The sequence below is a fragment of the Calidifontibacter indicus genome (genome assembly GCF_003386865.1).
GTDB classification, from domain to species: domain Bacteria; phylum Actinomycetota; class Actinomycetes; order Actinomycetales; family Dermatophilaceae; genus Yimella; species Yimella indica.
In genome coordinates, this window is record NZ_QTUA01000001.1 from 1186503 (window position 1) to 1201819 (window position 15317).

The 15317-nt window shown below is 70.9% G+C and carries 17 protein-coding genes; 11 read left to right on the plus strand and 6 right to left on the minus strand.

Going from position 1 to position 15317, the window contains the following annotated elements:
* Positions 1 to 64: 64 nt before the first annotated feature.
* From DFJ65_RS05700 to DFJ65_RS05725, 6 genes are all read right to left on the minus strand, one after another.
* Complete coding sequence (locus tag DFJ65_RS05700) at positions 65 to 814, minus strand: urease accessory protein UreD (RefSeq protein WP_170144002.1); 750 nt, start codon at positions 812 to 814, stop codon at positions 65 to 67.
* Positions 786 to 1580 (minus strand): urease accessory protein UreG, encoded by a 795-nt coding sequence (gene ureG, locus DFJ65_RS05705; RefSeq protein ID WP_115922194.1) that lies wholly within the window; start codon positions 1578 to 1580, stop codon positions 786 to 788. The genes DFJ65_RS05700 and ureG overlap by 29 nt, the downstream gene beginning before the upstream one ends.
* A complete protein-coding gene (locus DFJ65_RS05710) occupies positions 1573 to 2214 on the minus strand; it encodes an urease accessory protein UreF (protein ID WP_115922195.1) in 642 nt (213 codons plus the stop codon). Before DFJ65_RS05710 ends, ureG begins: the two co-directional genes overlap by 8 nt.
* The gene (locus DFJ65_RS05715) at positions 2214 to 3920 is read right to left on the minus strand and encodes an urease subunit alpha (RefSeq protein WP_115922196.1); all 1707 of its coding nucleotides are present in this window, start codon (positions 3918 to 3920) and stop codon (positions 2214 to 2216) included. Before DFJ65_RS05715 ends, DFJ65_RS05710 begins: the two co-directional genes overlap by 1 nt.
* Positions 3917 to 4540, minus strand: a complete 624-nt coding sequence (locus DFJ65_RS05720) for an urease subunit gamma (protein WP_115924128.1) — start codon at positions 4538 to 4540, stop codon at positions 3917 to 3919. Before DFJ65_RS05720 ends, DFJ65_RS05715 begins: the two co-directional genes overlap by 4 nt.
* A gap of 102 nt (positions 4541 to 4642) precedes the next feature.
* The gene (locus tag DFJ65_RS05725; protein WP_115922197.1) at positions 4643 to 4882 is read right to left on the minus strand and encodes a hypothetical protein; all 240 of its coding nucleotides are present in this window, start codon (positions 4880 to 4882) and stop codon (positions 4643 to 4645) included.
* A gap of 170 nt (positions 4883 to 5052) precedes the next feature.
* Here DFJ65_RS05725 and DFJ65_RS05730 point away from each other — a divergent pair, with 170 nt between their 5' ends.
* From DFJ65_RS05730 to DFJ65_RS05780, 11 genes are read left to right on the plus strand one after another with little or no spacing between them, the layout of a single operon-like run.
* The gene (locus DFJ65_RS05730; protein WP_245950044.1) at positions 5053 to 5436 is read left to right on the plus strand and encodes an NADH-quinone oxidoreductase subunit A; all 384 of its coding nucleotides are present in this window, start codon (positions 5053 to 5055) and stop codon (positions 5434 to 5436) included.
* On the plus strand, positions 5426 to 6016 hold the full coding sequence (locus tag DFJ65_RS05735) for an NADH-quinone oxidoreductase subunit B (RefSeq protein ID WP_115922198.1): 591 nt from the start codon (positions 5426 to 5428) through the stop codon (positions 6014 to 6016). Before DFJ65_RS05730 ends, DFJ65_RS05735 begins: the two co-directional genes overlap by 11 nt.
* A complete protein-coding gene (locus DFJ65_RS05740; protein ID WP_115922199.1) occupies positions 6013 to 6546 on the plus strand; it encodes an NADH-quinone oxidoreductase subunit C in 534 nt (177 codons plus the stop codon). Before DFJ65_RS05735 ends, DFJ65_RS05740 begins: the two co-directional genes overlap by 4 nt.
* Positions 6546 to 7508: an NADH-quinone oxidoreductase subunit NuoH gene (gene nuoH, locus DFJ65_RS05745; RefSeq protein WP_115922200.1), complete on the plus strand. Its 963-nt coding sequence runs from the start codon at positions 6546 to 6548 to the stop codon at positions 7506 to 7508. Before DFJ65_RS05740 ends, nuoH begins: the two co-directional genes overlap by 1 nt.
* A gap of 3 nt (positions 7509 to 7511) precedes the next feature.
* Positions 7512 to 8096 carry a NuoI/complex I 23 kDa subunit family protein gene (locus tag DFJ65_RS05750; protein WP_170144003.1) on the plus strand — a complete coding sequence of 195 codons (585 nt, stop codon included), beginning with the start codon at positions 7512 to 7514 and terminating at the stop codon, positions 8094 to 8096.
* Positions 8093 to 8626, plus strand: a complete 534-nt coding sequence (locus DFJ65_RS05755; RefSeq protein WP_115922201.1) for an NADH-quinone oxidoreductase subunit J family protein — start codon at positions 8093 to 8095, stop codon at positions 8624 to 8626. The genes DFJ65_RS05750 and DFJ65_RS05755 overlap by 4 nt, the downstream gene beginning before the upstream one ends.
* Positions 8623 to 8931 carry an NADH-quinone oxidoreductase subunit NuoK gene (nuoK, locus tag DFJ65_RS05760; RefSeq protein WP_115922202.1) on the plus strand — a complete coding sequence of 103 codons (309 nt, stop codon included), beginning with the start codon at positions 8623 to 8625 and terminating at the stop codon, positions 8929 to 8931. The genes DFJ65_RS05755 and nuoK overlap by 4 nt, the downstream gene beginning before the upstream one ends.
* A complete protein-coding gene (locus tag DFJ65_RS05765; RefSeq protein ID WP_115922203.1) occupies positions 8928 to 10946 on the plus strand; it encodes an NADH-quinone oxidoreductase subunit 5 family protein in 2019 nt (672 codons plus the stop codon). Before nuoK ends, DFJ65_RS05765 begins: the two co-directional genes overlap by 4 nt.
* The gene (locus DFJ65_RS05770; protein ID WP_245950046.1) at positions 10943 to 12448 is read left to right on the plus strand and encodes a complex I subunit 4 family protein; all 1506 of its coding nucleotides are present in this window, start codon (positions 10943 to 10945) and stop codon (positions 12446 to 12448) included. Before DFJ65_RS05765 ends, DFJ65_RS05770 begins: the two co-directional genes overlap by 4 nt.
* Positions 12445 to 13893, plus strand: coding sequence for an NADH-quinone oxidoreductase subunit N (locus DFJ65_RS05775; protein ID WP_115922204.1), 1449 nt, complete (start codon positions 12445 to 12447; stop codon positions 13891 to 13893). Before DFJ65_RS05770 ends, DFJ65_RS05775 begins: the two co-directional genes overlap by 4 nt.
* 40 nt (positions 13894 to 13933) lie before the next feature.
* Positions 13934 to 15274, plus strand: a complete 1341-nt coding sequence (locus tag DFJ65_RS05780; protein ID WP_115924132.1) for a pyridoxal phosphate-dependent decarboxylase family protein — start codon at positions 13934 to 13936, stop codon at positions 15272 to 15274.
* The last annotated feature ends 43 nt before the right edge of the window (positions 15275 to 15317 follow it).

Here is a 15317-nt window from a genome sequence, read left to right on the forward strand (position 1 = left end):
CAAAGGTACGCCTTGGTGCAAGCCGCCTCCGAAGCGTCCAGGTTATGAACGCGGTAACGCGAGGTTATGTCGTTGTAGGCACCGCTCTCCAGTCGTCGAACACGCTGCGCGACGTCTGCGGCGCGGGGTCGAGGGTGCGTTGGACGGCACCCGGCAACGCCAGTTCGAAGACGTCACGGGAGGCGCCTGAGGTCTCGGCAGCGGGACGCCGGCCGAGCAGGGTGACCGTGTCGATCTGCCGGCCGGGCAGGAACCCCGCGTCGCCCCGATGCCGGTCGTCGAGCGCGAGGTCTTCGACGACCGCGGTGCGCCCGGCGAGATCGAACCGGGTGCGGCAGTGCAGCCGTCCGCCGCGCTCGCCGTGCCGGCCGAGGGTGATCGCGTCGCGCAGCACCATCGTGGCGCCCGCGGCGAGTTGGGCGTGGGTGGAGCGGTGCACGGCCGCACCGTCGCAGACCACCAGCGGTTCGCCCCACCAGGTGAGCCGTGCACCGGTGCCGAGCCGGATCCAGGTGCTCCACCGGGCCGATTCGCCGCGTCCGTCGTAGGCGACGGTGGCGGCGACGTCGGTGAGGTCGAGGTGGGTGCCGGCGCCGAGCACGAGTTCCAGGTTGAGGTGGTCGCCGCCGAGCAGGGTGGCCTCGGTGGCCACGAGCGTGACCGCGAGGCCGTCGTCGTGGCGGGCGGTCACCCGAGGCGCGAGCAACCCGGTGCGCAGCACCGAGCGCAACCCGTCGGGGATGCGGTGCACCTCGATCCGGGTGGTGCGTGCCTGCGCCTGCGCCTCAGTGGTGGTGTGTGCCGGCCGGTTCATGGTGATGGGTGCTGTCGTGATCATGGCTGTGGGGTTCGGCGCCGGCGTGGCTGTGCGGTGCCATCGGTCCGGGGTCGACCGGTTCGTGGTCTCCGGCGCGATAGGCGGCGAGGGTGGTCAGCACCCAGTCGGTCAGCCGCTCGACCGAGGCGCGGTCGGTGCGCGACAGGGCGACGACCGGTCGGCCGTCACGCGCCTGTTCGCCCTCGTGTCGCATCAGGTCGACGTCGACCCCGACGTATGGCGCGAGGTCGGTCTTGTTGACGATCAGCAGGTCGGCCCGGGCGATGCCGGGGCCGCCCTTGCGCACGACGTCACCGCCACCGGCGACGTCGAGCACGAAGATCTGGGCGTCGACCAGTGCGGGACTGAAGGTGGCGGTGAGGTTGTCGCCGCCGGACTCGATGAGCACGATCTCCAGGCCGGGATGGTCGGCCTCGAGGTCTTCGACGGCGATGGCGTTCGCGGTGACGTCGTCGCGGATCGCGGTGTGCGGGCAGGCGCCGGTCTCGACCGCGCGGATGCGGTCGGGGTCGAGCACGCCCGCGGCGCGCAGCATCCGGGCGTCTTCGTCGGTGTAGATGTCGTTGGTGACGACGCCCAGTTCGAGGGTGCTGCCGAGTTCGCGACACAACAGCCCGATCAGGGACGACTTGCCGGTGCCGACGGGGCCGGCGACGCCGATGCGCAGCGCGCGGGCGGGTGCTTCGTCGGGCAGTCGGTCGGGGGACTGGTCGGGCAGTCGATCGAGGGGTCGGTCAGGCATGGAAGAGCCTCCTGGGGTGGGTCGGATGGGTGTGCTGCCACTGCTCCAGCAGCGGCGCGGTGGCGGCAGGGATGTCGTCGGGGTCGGTGAGCGCGGCGACCGCGTCGACCACGGCGTCGACCTCGGGGCGCAGCTGCAGCACCCACTGCACGGTGTCGAGCGGGTCGAGCGGGGCCAGCTTGAGCGCGGCCGCGGCGACGGTCTGGATCTCGTCGTGGCAGACCACCCGGGCGGTGTCGGTCGGGCGCAACCGCCAGTGCCGGGCCAGCAACCCAAGGGCCACCGGACGCGGCAGGTCGGCGCGGCGCGCCCAGCGCGCATCGAGGCCGACCCGCGCCCCGAGGCGCAGGTAGCCGCGCGCGGCGCGGTACGACGCGGCGCGCACGACCTCGCTGGGCACCCGGGCGTTCCACGCGTCGACGACCGTCTCGACCTCCGTGACGGTGGAGGTCGAGACGACGACGACCGCCGTGCCGGCATCGACCGGCACGTTGGTGCGCAGACGGGTGCGCAGCAACCCTTCGATCTCGTCGGGGCGGAGCCCGGCGAGCAGCGCGGGCTCGAGGCCGCCCGACTGGGCGTGGCCGCCGGTCGGCAGCCGCGCGTCGGCGAGGAGCAACGACACAGAGTCCATCAGAACAGCGAATACCGTTGCGCCAGAGGCAGATCGGTGGCCGGGTCGGGCTCGACTTCTTCGCCGTCGATGGCGATGCGGAAGGTTTCGGGGTCGATGTCGATGCGCGGGCACGCGTCGTTGAGCACCATGTCGGCCTTGGTGGTGCCGCGGGTGTCGCGCACCACGGCCACCTCGTGCCGCAGGCCGTAGCGCTCGCCGACGTCGGCCGCGAGCGGACCGACGAAGGTGACGGCCGGTGCGACGTCCGCCGTCAAAGTCGGGCGCAGCAGCACCGGCTGTGGCGTCGGGATCGAGGCGTTCGGGTCGCCGAGCGCGCCGCGCACGATCGTGCCGCCCTTGAGCACGAGCTCGGGCCGTACGCCGAAGAACGCGGGGCTCCACAGCACCAGGTCGGCGAGCTTGCCGGCTTCGACCGAGCCGACGAGGTGGTCGATGCCGTGGGCGATCGCCGGGTTGATCGTGTACTTGGCCACGTAGCGGCGGGCGCGCAGGTTGTCGGCGGGGCCGTCGAGGCGGCCGACCCGGTGCTTCATCACGTGGGCCACCTGCCAGGTGCGGGTGATCACCTCGCCGATGCGTCCCATCGCCTGGGCGTCCGACGACGTCATCGACAGCGCACCGAGGTCGTGCAGCAGGTCTTCGGCCGCGATCGTGGTGGCCCGGATGCGTGACTCGGCGAACGCGAGATCCTCCGGCACCGCGGGGTTGAGGTGGTGGCAGACCATCAACATGTCGAGGTGCTCGGCCACGGTGTTGACGGTGTGGGGCAGGGTCGGGTTGGTCGAGCCGGGTAGCACGTTCGGGTGCGACGCGATCGACAGGATGTCGGGGGCGTGGCCGCCGCCCGCGCCCTCGGTGTGGAAGGCGTGGATGGTGCGGCCGCCGATCGCGCGCAGGGTGGAGTCGACGTAACCCGCCTCGTTGAGCGAGTCGCTGTGCAGGGTCACCTGCAGCCCGAAGTCATCGGCCGCCCGCAGCGCGGCGTCGATCGCCGCCGGGGTCGAACCCCAGTCCTCGTGCACCTTCAACGCCGCGGCGCCTGCCGCCGCCTGCTCGCGCAGCCCGGGCAGCGAGGTGGTGTTGCCTTTGCCCATCAGCAGCAGGTTGACCGGCAGCGCGTCGAGGCCCTGCAGCACGGTGCGCAGGTGCCACGGGCCGGGTGTGACGGTGGTGGCCTTCGATCCTTCGGACGGCCCGGTGCCGCCGCCGCCGAGCGTGGTCAGCCCGGCGGCCAACGCCTCGTGCACCTGGCTGTGCGACAGGAAGTGCACGTGCAGATCGATGCCGCCGGCGGTGAGGATCTTGTGCTCGCCGCTGATCACGTCGGTCGACGGGCCGATCTGCAGCGCGGGGTGCACGCCGTCGGTGATGTCGGGGTTGCCGGCCCGACCGAGCGCGACGATGCGGCCGTCCTTGATGCCGACGTCGGCCCGCACGATGCCGGCGTGGTCGAGCACGACGACACCGGTGATCACCGTGTCGGGAGCGCCCTGCGCCGATGTCGTGGTGCCCTGGGTCATCGACTCGCGGATCGACTTGCCGCCGCCGAAGACGGCCTCGTCGCCGTGGCTGATCCGGCCGTCGGGCAGGTACGCGGTGAGGTCGTCCTCCACTTCGATCCACAGGTCGGTGTCGCCGAGCCGGAGCTGGTCGCCGGTGGTCGCGCCGTAGAGGTCGGCGTACTTGCGACGGTCGATCCTCATCGCTCGTTCTCCCGCAGTTGCAGGCCGGGCACGCGGCGCGCGCCCTGCAAGGTCACGGCGCCGACCTCACGGGAGACCCCGGGCTCGAACCGCACCGAGGTGCCGGCCGGGATGTCGAGCCGGAGACCGTCGGCCGCGGCGCGGTCGAACTCGAGCGCCGGGTTGGTGTCGGGCAGGTGGAAGTGCGAGCCGACCTGGATCGGCCGGTCGCCGGTGTTGGTGAGTCGCAGCGTGATCCGTTCGGTCTCCGGGCGCGGGTTGATCTCCAGGTCGCCGGATGCGGGCCGGGTGGCGCCGGGCCCTTCGGTGGACGAGCCCGGCTGGATCGGGTCGTGCAGGGTGACCAGCTTGCGGCCGTCGGGGAAGGTGGCCTCGACCTGCACGTCGTGGATCATCGCCGGCACCCCGTCCATCACCTGGTCGGCGCTCAGCACCGTGCGGCCGCGCTCCATCAGGTCGGCGACGGTCGCGCCTTCTCGTGCCCGTTCGATCACCCAGTTGGCAAGCAGCGCAACGGATTCGGGGTGGTTCAGCCGGACCCCGCGGGCCAGGCGATCGCGAGCGACCATGCCGGCCACGGCCAGCAACAGCTTCTCGGTGTCGGAGGGCATGAGGTGCATGCGCACACTCTCGCCGCGCGATGTGTCGGGGATGTTTCCGATCGGTTCCGCGGGCGCAAAGGTCGGCTGGGAACGCCGACCGCCGGGCTCGGACGGGCAGCCTCAGCGGGATGCTGGTGAGGGCACCGAACACGACCGCGGTGCGCAACGACTGAACGCCCACAGCGCGACGCAGACGACGGCGAGGGTCGTCGCGGCCCCGAGGGTGGTGACCGTCAGCCCGAGCACGAACCCGAAGGCCAACAGCACGACGCCCCAGATCACGCCGTGCCGCGACCACAGGTGCGGCGGGCGCGCGGCGCCCGTGGGGCGATGGATCGTCGGGGCGGCTGCGGCGGACATGCGGGTCTCCTGGTGGCTCGTGGACCCTTCGAGCATGCGCCGTCGCTCTGGGCGAACCCTGGAAGTCGCTGGAAGGTTCCTGGGAGCGATGGAGTGCAGTGTCGAGAGCGGGTTTCGCTCGCACCGTGGCGATCCCGGGCAGGAGGCGCCACCTTCGTTAGGCTGCGCGGGTGCGTTCCGGACTCAGTGGCTACCTCGTGCTCGCCGGCGTCGGCGTGTCCGGGGTGCTGTTGTTCGTCGCAGCCATGCTCGCGCGCCGGCTGCTCGCACCCCGCGACCCCAACCCGGCGAAGCTGTCCACCTACGAGTCGGGCGTCGACCCGGTCGGCACCGGTTGGGCGCAGACCAAGGTGCGTTATCTCGCCTACGCCTTCCTCTACCTGGTGTTTGCGATCGACACGGTCTATCTGTTCCCCTGGGCGTTGGTGCTGCGCGACAGCCGACTCGGGGTGGCCAGCCTGGTCGAGATGGGCATCTTCATCGCGGTGCTGCTGGTGGGCCTGGCCCACGCGGCCCGCCGGGGCGTGCTGAGCTGGGTGAACGATGTCGACTGACCTGCCCATGCCCCGCGTCGGCCCGATGCAGTCGGCCGCGCCGAAGCCGATGCGCATCGTGCTCAACTGGGGACGCCGCTACTCCCTGTGGGTGTTCAACTTCGGATTGGCCTGCTGCGCCATCGAATTCATCGCCGCCTCGATGGCCCGCCACGACTTCATCCGGTTCGGGGTCATCCCGTTCGCACCCGGGCCGCGGCAGGCCGACCTGATGGTCGTCAGCGGCACCGTCACCGACAAGATGGCGCCGGCGATCCGCCGGCTGTACGACCAGATGCCCGAGCCGAAGTACGTCATCTCCTTCGGTGCCTGCTCCAACTCCGGTGGGCCCTACTGGGACTCCTACTGCGTCACCAAGGGCGTCGACCAGCTGCTGCCGGTCGATGTCTACGTGCCCGGCTGCCCGCCGCGTCCGGAGGCGCTGTTGCAGGGCATCCTCGTGCTGCAGGACAAGATCGCGACCGAGCGATTGACCACGAAGTCGTTGCGCGCCAAGGGTGCCCGCTACGCCGACAACCGCTCCGCGGCCACCGCGTTGCAGCGTCCGATGGTCGCCCCGCCGAACGGGGAGAGCCGATGAGCGAGGCCGACACCCGCACCGTCGAGGCGAGGCAGTGGGTCGAGGAGGCCGGCAAGGCCAAGGGCGAGGGCTACGACTTCTTCGACTTCCTCACCGCGGTCGACCATCTCGACGCGGCCGACGACCCGGGCTTCGACGTCGTGCTGCACCTCTACGACGTCACACCCGGCGCGCTGCGCGAGGTCTTCCTGGTCACCCGCATCCCCGACGACTCCGACCTGCCGAGCCTCACCTGGATCTGGCCGGGCGCCGCATGGCACGAGCGCGAAACCCACGAGATGTTCGGCATCGGGTTCAGCGGCTTCACCGACTCCTCCGGACGCGGGTTGCGCCCGTTGCTGCTGCCCGACGGTTTCGAGGGCACCCCGCTGCGCAAGTCGTTCGTGCTCGCCAGCCGCGCCTCCAAGCCGTGGCCCGGCGCCAAGGAACCCGGCGAGGGAGCCACCGCCCACGCCGCGAAGGCCGGGCGGGCACCCCGCCGCAAGCTGCAGCCGCCCGGCGTGCCGGACGAGAGCTGGGGACCCCGCTGATGGACGTCGCGATCGAGGTCGTGCTGCGCAGCGCCGCCGTGCTGGCGGCGTTCTTGGTGCTGCCGCTCGTGGTCGGTCAGACCGAACACAAGGTGATGGGTCACATGCAGGGCCGGGTCGGACCCATGTACGCCGGCGGCTTCCACGGCTGGGCCCAACTGGTTGCCGACGGCGTGAAGTTCGTGCAGAAGGAGGACATCACGCCGTACGCCGCGGACAAACGGATCTTCCGCATCGCGCCCGCGCTCGGCCTGGTGACCTACCTCCTGGCGCTCGCGGTGATCCCGCTCGGGCCGGGCTCGATCGCTGCCAATGTGCCGGCGTCGCTGCTGGTCGTGCTCGCGGTCAGCGGCCTCGGAACGGTCGGCACCCTGATGGCCGGGTGGTCCAGCGGCAACAAGTACTCCCTGCTCGGCGGTCTGCGATCGGCCGCGCAGTTGGTGTCGTACGAACTGCCGCTGTTGCTGTCGTGCGCGTCGTTCGCGATCGCCGGCGGTTCGTTGTCGCTCACCGACATCGCGCACGCCTGGACCCCGTGGTGGCTGCTGTGGCAGTTGCCCGGTGCGATCGTGTTCCTGGTGGCCGCCACCGCCGAGTTGCAGCGGCCGCCGTTCGACATGCCGGTGGCCGACTCCCAGCTGGTGCTCGGCCCCTACACCGAATACACCGGTCTGCGCTTCGCGCTGTTCCTGCTGGCCGAGTACGCCGGCATCGTCGTGATGTCGCTGCTGTTCGCGGTGCTCTACCTCGGCGGCTGGACCGGACCGTTCGACGGCGTGCTGGCCTGGGTCTGGACGCTGCTCAAGGGGTTCGTGATCGCGGTCGTGATCATCTGGATCCGGGTCTCCTGGCCGCGCCTGCGCGAAGACCAGTTGCAGCGGGTCGCCTGGCTCGGGTTGGTGCCGATCGCGTTGCTGCAGTTGGCGATCACCGCCGTCGGAGTCGTCTGGATGGGGAGCTGAGCCATGGCCGAGAAGAAGAAGTCCGGTTTCGTCCCCGGCCTGCTGTCGGGGATGGCGACGACCGCACGCACCGCGATGCGTCCGGCGCACACCCAGCACTACCCGCACGAGAAGCCGGCGCTGCCGCCGCGCTCGCGGGGCGTCATCGCGTTGCAGCACGAGAACTGCACCTCGTGCATGTTGTGCGCGCGCGAATGCCCCGACTGGTGCATCTACATCGACTCGCACAAGGAGACGGTGCCGCCGGCCACCGAGGGCGGACGCGCTCGCCAGCAGAACGTGCTCGACCGGTTCGCGATCGACTTCAGCCTGTGCATGTACTGCGGCATCTGCATCGAGGTGTGCCCGTTCGACGCGCTCTACTGGAGCCCGGAGTTCGAGTACGCCGAAACCGACATCCGGGACCTGTTGCACGAGAAGGACCGGCTCGGGCAGTGGATGGCGACCGTGCCGCCGCCGGCCGCCGTCGACCCCGGAGCGCCCGCCGAGAGCGACCAGGCCGGTCAGACCGGCCAGGCCGCCGCGGCGCCGGAGGCTGTCAAGGTCATCCTGGTGACGGACAAGGTTGTCCCGGAGGCCGATTCGTGACGACGCACGACGTCTTCTTCGCCATCATCGGGGTGATCTGCCTGGCCGCGGCTCTGCTCGCGGTCACCACCAAACACATCCTGCACTCCGCGCTGTGGCTGACCGTCTCGCTCGGTGCGCTCGCCGGCTGCTACCTGGTGCTCGGTGCCGAGTTCGTGGCGTTGGTGCAGCTCATCGTCTATGTCGGCGCGGTGGTGGTGCTCGTGCTGTTCGCGCTGATGCTCACCCGCGCCCCGATCGGACGCTCGGTCGCGCACGACACCCCACGGGTGCAGCGGGCCGCCGCGTTCGTGCTGGCCACGGCCACCGCCACGCTCATCGGAGCCGCGTTGATCACCGGTTTCGGCACCGAGTCGGTCAACCTGCGTCCGAACACCACCGAGCAGCTCGCCACCCAGATCTTCGCCACCTGGTCGTGGCCCTTCGAACTGCTGTCGCTGTTGCTGCTCATCGCGTTGGTGAGCGCGCTCGCGCTGTCGCGCCTGCGGGTCGGCGAAGCACCCGACGATGACGACGAGGTGGACGCGTGATCCACCTGTGGTTGCCGCTCGCCCTCACCGCGGCGTTGTTCGGCGTGGGGCTGTACGGCGTGCTCGCCCGCCGTAACGCGGTGCTGGTGCTCGTCGGCGTCGAGATCATGCTCGGCGCAGCCGGGTTGCTGCTGATCACCAGCGGCGTGAAGTTCACCGACTCGGTGCTGGCCGGGCAGAGCCTCACCGTCTTCCTCATCACGATCGCGGCGGCGGAGATCGCGGTCGCGCTCGGCTTGATCGTGCTGGTCTACCGCTCGCGCGGCAATATCGACGTCAGCGCGCCCCGGGGTGACGACGAATGAACCGGCTCGACACCCACACCGGCGCGCTCGACCTCGCGCTCCAGCCGAGCCACCTGGCCGTCCTGCTGCCGGCGCTCGGCGCCGTCCTGGTGATCCTGGCGGTGCGCCGGTCGAACGCCGCGGCGTCCGTCATCGTGCGGATCGCCGGGTTGCTCGGCCTGCTCGCACCCGCCTGGCTGGTGTGGCAGTCGATGCGCGGGGGACTGCGTCCGGTGGTCGCCACCGTCGGGGTGCCGGTCGCGTCGACCGAGATGACCCTGCCGCTGAACCTGCACGTCACCCGCACCGCGATCGTCGTGTCGGTGGCGGTCGCGCTCGTCTCGCTGGTGGTGCAGCAGTTCGGTCGTTGGTATCTCTACAACGACCCGCGGTATCGCTCGTTCGCGGCCACCGTCGGGCTCTTCACGGCAGCCATGCAGTTGGTCGTGCTCAGCGGTGATGTCGTGCTCACCCTCGTCGGCTGGGAGCTGATGGGGTGGTGTTCCTACGTGCTCATCGGGCACGAGTCGGAGCGGGCGAAGGCGCGCCGTGCCTCCTACAAGGCGTTCATCGTCACCCGGCTCGCCGATGCGCCGTTCTACCTCGGGCTCGTCGTGCTCGCCAGCTGGGCGAAGACCACCTCGATCACCGGCATCATCCAGTTCTGGACCGGCGTGCCCGGTCACGCGCTGACGTTCGCGCTGCTGTGCATCGTGTGCGGTGTCGCCGGCAAGTCGGCGCTCGTGCCCTTCCAGGACTGGCTGCCCGACGCGATGGAGGGCCCGACGCCGGCGTCCGCCCTCATCCACGCGGCCACGATGGTGGCCGCCGGCACCTACCTGGTCACCGTCCTGCACCCGCTGTTCGTGCTCTCGCCGCGCGCCTGTCTGGTGCTCGCCGTGCTGGCCGGCATCACCACCGTGTTCGCGGCCCTGCTGGCGTTCGCGCAGCACGACCTGAAGAAGTTGCTGGCGTGGTCGACGGTGTCGCAGATGGGGTTGATGCTCGCCGGGTTCGCCGGTCTGCCCGACGCCGTGAAGCCGGACGTCGTGCTGCTGCACCTGCTGGCCCACGCCGGTTTCAAGGCGCTGCTGTTCCTGATGGTCGGCTGGCTCGCGGTGCTCGTCGGCGGCACGATCGTCGAGCGGATGTCGGGTGCCGTGGTGACCCACCGCAAGACCCACTGGTTCGTCGGCACCGGGCTGCTCGCGCTCGCTGGGGTGCCGCCGCTGTTCGGGTTCGTCTCCAAGGACCTCATCATCGACGAGGTGCTGCGCGGGGCCGCCGACGGACGCACCGCCTCCTACGTATCCGCCGTTGCCCTGCTGCTCGTCGTGCCGCTCACCGCCGCCTACTCGATGCGCGCCTGGCTGGTGCTCGCCCACCGCACGGTGCTGCAGCGACACCAGGTGCTCGACGTCGTCGACGACTCCTACTCGGTAGAGGACGTCGGCCTGATGGACATGCTCGTCGAGGGTGAACCGGTTGACGAATACGGCCGCCCGCTGCGGCAACCCGAACCCGAACCCGAACCCGAACCGGAACTCGCGATCCCGCGTCCGCCGTGGTTGACCCGTCTCGGCCTCGTTCTGCTCGCGCTCGCCGGCGTCGCCGGTGGCGCGCTGGTCGTCAGCCCGTGGTTCGACGTCAACTACCTGCACCCGCAGTGGCTCATCGTCGCCTCGGGCCTGCTGGCGATCGCGGCGGCCGGGGTGCTCGTGCGGGTGCTCAGCCTGCGCACCACCTACGGCGACGCGGCGTCGCGTCTGCCGCTCGGGCTGCGCAGCTTCGCCTCCCGTGGCGCCGACGTCGACCGCCTCTACGTGGCCCTGGTCGGACGCCCGGTCGAGGCGCTCGCCGTGGTCGTGGCGCGGGTCGACGCCCTCATCGAACGCGGCGTTCGCGGGCTCGGCACCGGCGCGCTCGCCCTTGCCGAACGCGGCGCCCGCGCCCACACCGGCGCTCCCTCCTTCGGCCTGGTCGCCGTCGCGGTGGGCGTCGTGCTGGCCGGCCTGCTGGGGGTGACGCTGTGGTGAACACCGAAGTGATCGCGCTGCTCGCGTTGCCGTTCCTGCCGCTGGTCGCGGGGTTCGCCCTCGTCGGCGGCGGACGCTGGCCGCGTGCCGTCACCGCAACGACGGCGTTCGCGCTCGCCGCCCTCACCACGGTCGCGACCGTCGCGCTGTCGATCCTCGTCGCTGTCGAGCGGCCCTCGCTCGATCGGCAGTGGGTGCAGTCGTTGGGGCTGCGGTTCCACCTCGGCGTCGACGGCATCAGCATTCCGCTGCTCGTGCTGACCGCCGCGATCGGGCTGCTCGCGGTGTTGCACCGCCGCACCGAGGAAACGACCGGCTCGCCCGCGACGTACTACGGCTGCCTGCTGATCATCGTCGGCGGCGCCCTGCTGACCTTCCTCGCGCGCGACGCGATCCTGTTCTTCATCGCGTTCGAGATCGTGCTGGTGCCGATGTGGGTGCTCATCGGGGTGTTCGGCGACCGCACCGACCCGGCCGCCACCCGCCGCGCCGCGCTCACCTTCGTGCTCTACACGGTGCTCGGCTCGACGCTGATGCTCGCCGGCATCCTCGCCCTCGTGTTCTCGGCCGGCACCACCGACCTCACCGTGCTCGGCAGGGGAGTGAGCATGCCCGCGGCGCAGCAGACCGCGATCGCCGCGCTGCTGCTGGCCGGGCTCGCGGTGAAGGTGCCGCTGTGGCCGCTGCACTCCTGGTTGCCCGCCGCCCACACCGCGGCCCCGACCGGCGGGTCGATGCTGCTGGCGGCCGTGCTGCTCAAGCTCGGCACGTACGGCGTGGTGCGGCTGCTCGTCGGTCCGCTCGGCGACGGCTGGCGCACCCTGGCGCCGCTGGTCGGTGTGCTCGCCGTCACCGGCATCATCTGGGCCGGGCTGGTCTGCCTGGTCGAGCCCTCGCTCAAGCGGGTCATCGCCTACTCGTCCGTGGCGCACATGGGCGTCGTGATGCTCGCCCTCGCCGCCGGCACCGAACTCGGCCTGCGGGCAGCGCTGTTCGGCAACATCAGCCACGGCATCATCTCGGCGCTGCTGTTCGCGGTCGCGGGCGGTCTGAAGCACCGCTGGCACGGTGACCGGCTCGACGTGCCGCGCGACGCCGTCCGCGACGTCAGCCCGCGGCTCGGTTTCGCCCTGCTGCTCGGCCTCGCCGCATCCCTCGGACTGCCCGCCCTCGCCGGTTTCTGGGCCGAGTTCCTCACCCTGCTGTCCGCCTGGCAGCCGGCCACCGACCGCACCCTGTTCAAGGTGCTCGCCGCGTTTGCGGCGCTCGGCGCGGTGCTCGGCGCGGCGTACGCCCTGCGGATCGCGCGCACCGCGTGGGCCGGTTCGGACGACCGCAACGAACGGCAGCTGCCCGACGAGGCGCGGTGGTCGGACGCCCACGGGCTCGAGTGGTCGGTGATCGCCGTGCTGGTCGTGGCCGTCGTCGTGCTCGGTGTCTGGCCGACCGGACTCATGGATCTCATGACACCCGCCATCCAGCAGTTGGGGGCGTTGCGATGAACATTCGGATCGACTGGATGCCGCTGCTTCCGGTCCTCATCCCGGCCGTGGCGGCCGTGCTGGTGCTGGTGATCGACGCGATCGTGCCGCGCCGGCGCGTCGTCCACTTCGTCGTCGCGGCCCTTGCCCTCGCCGGCGCGCTCGTCAGCGTCGTGCCGCAACTGCTGCGGAACTTCGACGACCCGGCACGCTCGCTGTGCCAACCCGACGGCGGCTGCTTCTACGTGATCGACAGCGTCGGTGCCGGCCTGCAGGCGACCGCCCTGCTGGCCGCACTGGTGATCGTGCTGCTCGCGCTGCCGGTGCGGATCAGCGCCTCCAGCACCGTCGTGCAGGTGGCGGCGCTGCTGACCACCACCGCCGGCGCCACCGGCGTGGTCGCGGCGCGCGACCTTCCCGCCTGGCTGGTGCTGCTGGAGATCGCGACCGTGCCGACGGTGGTGCTCGTCGCGGTGCGCGCCCGTCGCACCGCGGTCGACGGCGCGCTCAACCTGCTCACCACCTCGCTGGTGTCGTTCGCGGTGACCGCGATGGGTGTCGCGATGTGGTTCGCGGCGTCGGGCTCGGCCACCTTCGACAACAACACCGTGCTCGCCGCGATGCAGACCCCGGAGACCCGTCGCATCCTCGCCGTCTCACTCATGCTGATCGTGGCGGGCGTGGGCTTCAAGCTGTCGCTGGTGCCGTTCCACGCCTGGACGCCCGAGGCCTACGCGGGTGCCTCCACCCCGATGACCGCGTTCCTCGCCACCGTCTCCAAGATCGCCGCCCTCGGGGCGCTACTGGCCGTCGCCCGGCCGATCGCGGCGGTCGGCGGGTCGACCCTCGTCGCGATCGCGGCGGTGGCCGGGTTGTCGATGACGGTCGGCAACGTGATGGCGCTGCGCGAGACCGACACCTTGCGCTTCATGGGGTGGTCGTCGGTGGCGCAGGCCGGCTGGGTGGTGCTGCCGCTCGCGACCGCGTCCGGCGGCGCCGAGCACGCGGCCGCGTCCTACCTGGTCATCTACGTCGTCGCGACGCTCGCGGTGTTCATCGCGCTCACCGCCGTCGCCCACCGGCAGGGCCGCGCGGCGGTGACCGACCTCGACGCGATCGCCGGGCTCGGACGCCGTCAGCCCTGGACCGGTGTGCTCTTCGCGCTCGGGTTGCTCACCCTCGCCGGCCTGCCGCCCGCGGTCAGCGGGGTGCTCGCCAAGGTGGCCGTGCTGCAACCGGTGGCCGGTGCCCGGCAGTGGCTGCTGTTGGTGGTCGCGGCGATCAACGCGATGCTCGGTGTGGCGGTCTACCTGCGCTGGATCTGGCGGGCCTTCACCTCCTGCGGCGATGTGCCGCACCGCACCCTGCGGGCGCACCCGGTGCACCTGGCGCTGACCGTGATCGCGGTGCCCGCCGTGATCGTGGTGAGCCTGGCTCCGCAGTACCTCTTCTGGCTCGTCGACTGAGTTCGCCGGGGTGCGCACGGCGGCCCTAGACTCAGCGCTCGTGCATCGGTTCGACGAGAAGACCCAACAGCTCAGCGACGCGATCGCGGCCTACGCCGACGAACGCCTGAAACTCGACCCGGTGCCGCTCGACGGGCCCGCGACCCCCGAGGAGTTGCAGGAACTCGTCGGTCAGACGATCACCCGCGAGGGGCTCGGCGGGCTGTCGGCCCTCGAACTGTTCGCCGAGAAGCTCGCGCCGAACTGCCTGTCGATCGACCACCCGCGCTACCTGTCGTTCATCCCGTGCGCGCCCACCCGGGAAGCCGCGATGTTCGACCTCGTCGTCGGTGCGTCCGCGCTCTACGCCGGGTCGTGGCTGGAGGGCTCGGGTGCGGTCTACGCCGAGAACCAGGCGCTGCGCTGGATCGCCGACCTGGTCGGGTTGCCGGCCGAGGCGGGCGGTCAGTTCGTGCAGGGCGGCACCATCGGCAACCTCTCGGCGCTCGTCGCCGCCCGCGAGTCGGCCCGGGAGAAGAGCACCGGACGGCCCTACCGGGTGGCCGCCACCTACGGCTCGCACTCCTCGATCGCGACCGCCTGCAAGGTGATGGACGCCGAACTGGTGAAGGTGCCGCTCGACAACTGGCAGCTCACCGGCGAAAACCTACGAAAGGTGTTGCAGGACAACGACCCCGACACCTTCTTCGCGGTCGTGGCGACGGCCGGCACGACCAACTTCGGCATCATCGACGACATCGCGTCGGTCGCCGAGGTGTGCGAGGAGTACGGCATCTGGTTGCACGTCGACGGCGCCTACGGCGGTGCCGGTCTGGCGGCGCCGAGCATCCGGTCGAAGTACGCCGGCATCGAGCGCTGCAACTCCTTCATCGTCGACCCGCACAAGTGGCTGTTCGCGCCGTTCGACTGCTGCGCGCTCATCTACCGCGACCCGGTGCAAGGCCGCGCGGCGCACACCCAGCACGCCACCTACCTCGACGTGCTCACCGACTCCGCCGAGTGGAACCCGTCCGACTTCTCGATCGGCCTCACCCGCCGCGCTCGCGGTCTGCCGTTCTGGTTCTCGCTCGCGGTCAACGGCACCGACAAGTACACCGAGGCGATCGAGCACACCCTCGACATTGCCCGGTTCGCCAACGCCGAGATCACCGAGCGACCCTACCTCGAACTCGTGCGCGAGGGTTCGCTCACCGTCGTGGTGTTCCGCCGGCTCGGCTGGACGGCGCAGGACTACCAGCGCTGGTCGGACGACCTGTTGAAGCGCGAGATCGGTTTCGTCGTGCCCACCTCGCACGAGGGGGAGACGCTCGCCCGGTTCGCGATCGTCAACCCGCTCACCAGCGAGGACGACATCACCGAGATCCTCGACACGATGGCCTGAGTCGGCCCGAGTTCGTCGGCCACGTTCGGCAGCCTAGGCGTTG

What these genes read in the sequence shown, in the direction of transcription:
- DFJ65_RS05700 (WP_170144002.1), bottom strand. Translation starts at nt 814, where the DNA reads ATGAACCGGCCGGCACACACCACCACTGAGGCGCAGGCGCAGGCACGC.
- ureG (WP_115922194.1), bottom strand. Translation starts at nt 1,580, where the DNA reads ATGCCTGACCGACCCCTCGATCGACTGCCCGACCAGTCCCCCGACCGA.
- DFJ65_RS05710 (WP_115922195.1), bottom strand. Translation starts at nt 2,214, where the DNA reads ATGGACTCTGTGTCGTTGCTCCTCGCCGACGCGCGGCTGCCGACCGGC.
- DFJ65_RS05715 (WP_115922196.1), bottom strand. Translation starts at nt 3,920, where the DNA reads ATGAGGATCGACCGTCGCAAGTACGCCGACCTCTACGGCGCGACCACC.
- DFJ65_RS05720 (WP_115924128.1), bottom strand. Translation starts at nt 4,540, where the DNA reads ATGCACCTCATGCCCTCCGACACCGAGAAGCTGTTGCTGGCCGTGGCC.
- DFJ65_RS05725 (WP_115922197.1), bottom strand. Translation starts at nt 4,882, where the DNA reads ATGTCCGCCGCAGCCGCCCCGACGATCCATCGCCCCACGGGCGCCGCG.
- DFJ65_RS05735 (WP_115922198.1), top strand. Translation starts at nt 5,426, where the DNA reads ATGTCGACTGACCTGCCCATGCCCCGCGTCGGCCCGATGCAGTCGGCC.
- DFJ65_RS05740 (WP_115922199.1), top strand. Translation starts at nt 6,013, where the DNA reads ATGAGCGAGGCCGACACCCGCACCGTCGAGGCGAGGCAGTGGGTCGAG.
- nuoH (WP_115922200.1), top strand. Translation starts at nt 6,546, where the DNA reads ATGGACGTCGCGATCGAGGTCGTGCTGCGCAGCGCCGCCGTGCTGGCG.
- DFJ65_RS05750 (WP_170144003.1), top strand. Translation starts at nt 7,512, where the DNA reads ATGGCCGAGAAGAAGAAGTCCGGTTTCGTCCCCGGCCTGCTGTCGGGG.
- DFJ65_RS05765 (WP_115922203.1), top strand. Translation starts at nt 8,928, where the DNA reads ATGAACCGGCTCGACACCCACACCGGCGCGCTCGACCTCGCGCTCCAG.
- DFJ65_RS05775 (WP_115922204.1), top strand. Translation starts at nt 12,445, where the DNA reads ATGAACATTCGGATCGACTGGATGCCGCTGCTTCCGGTCCTCATCCCG.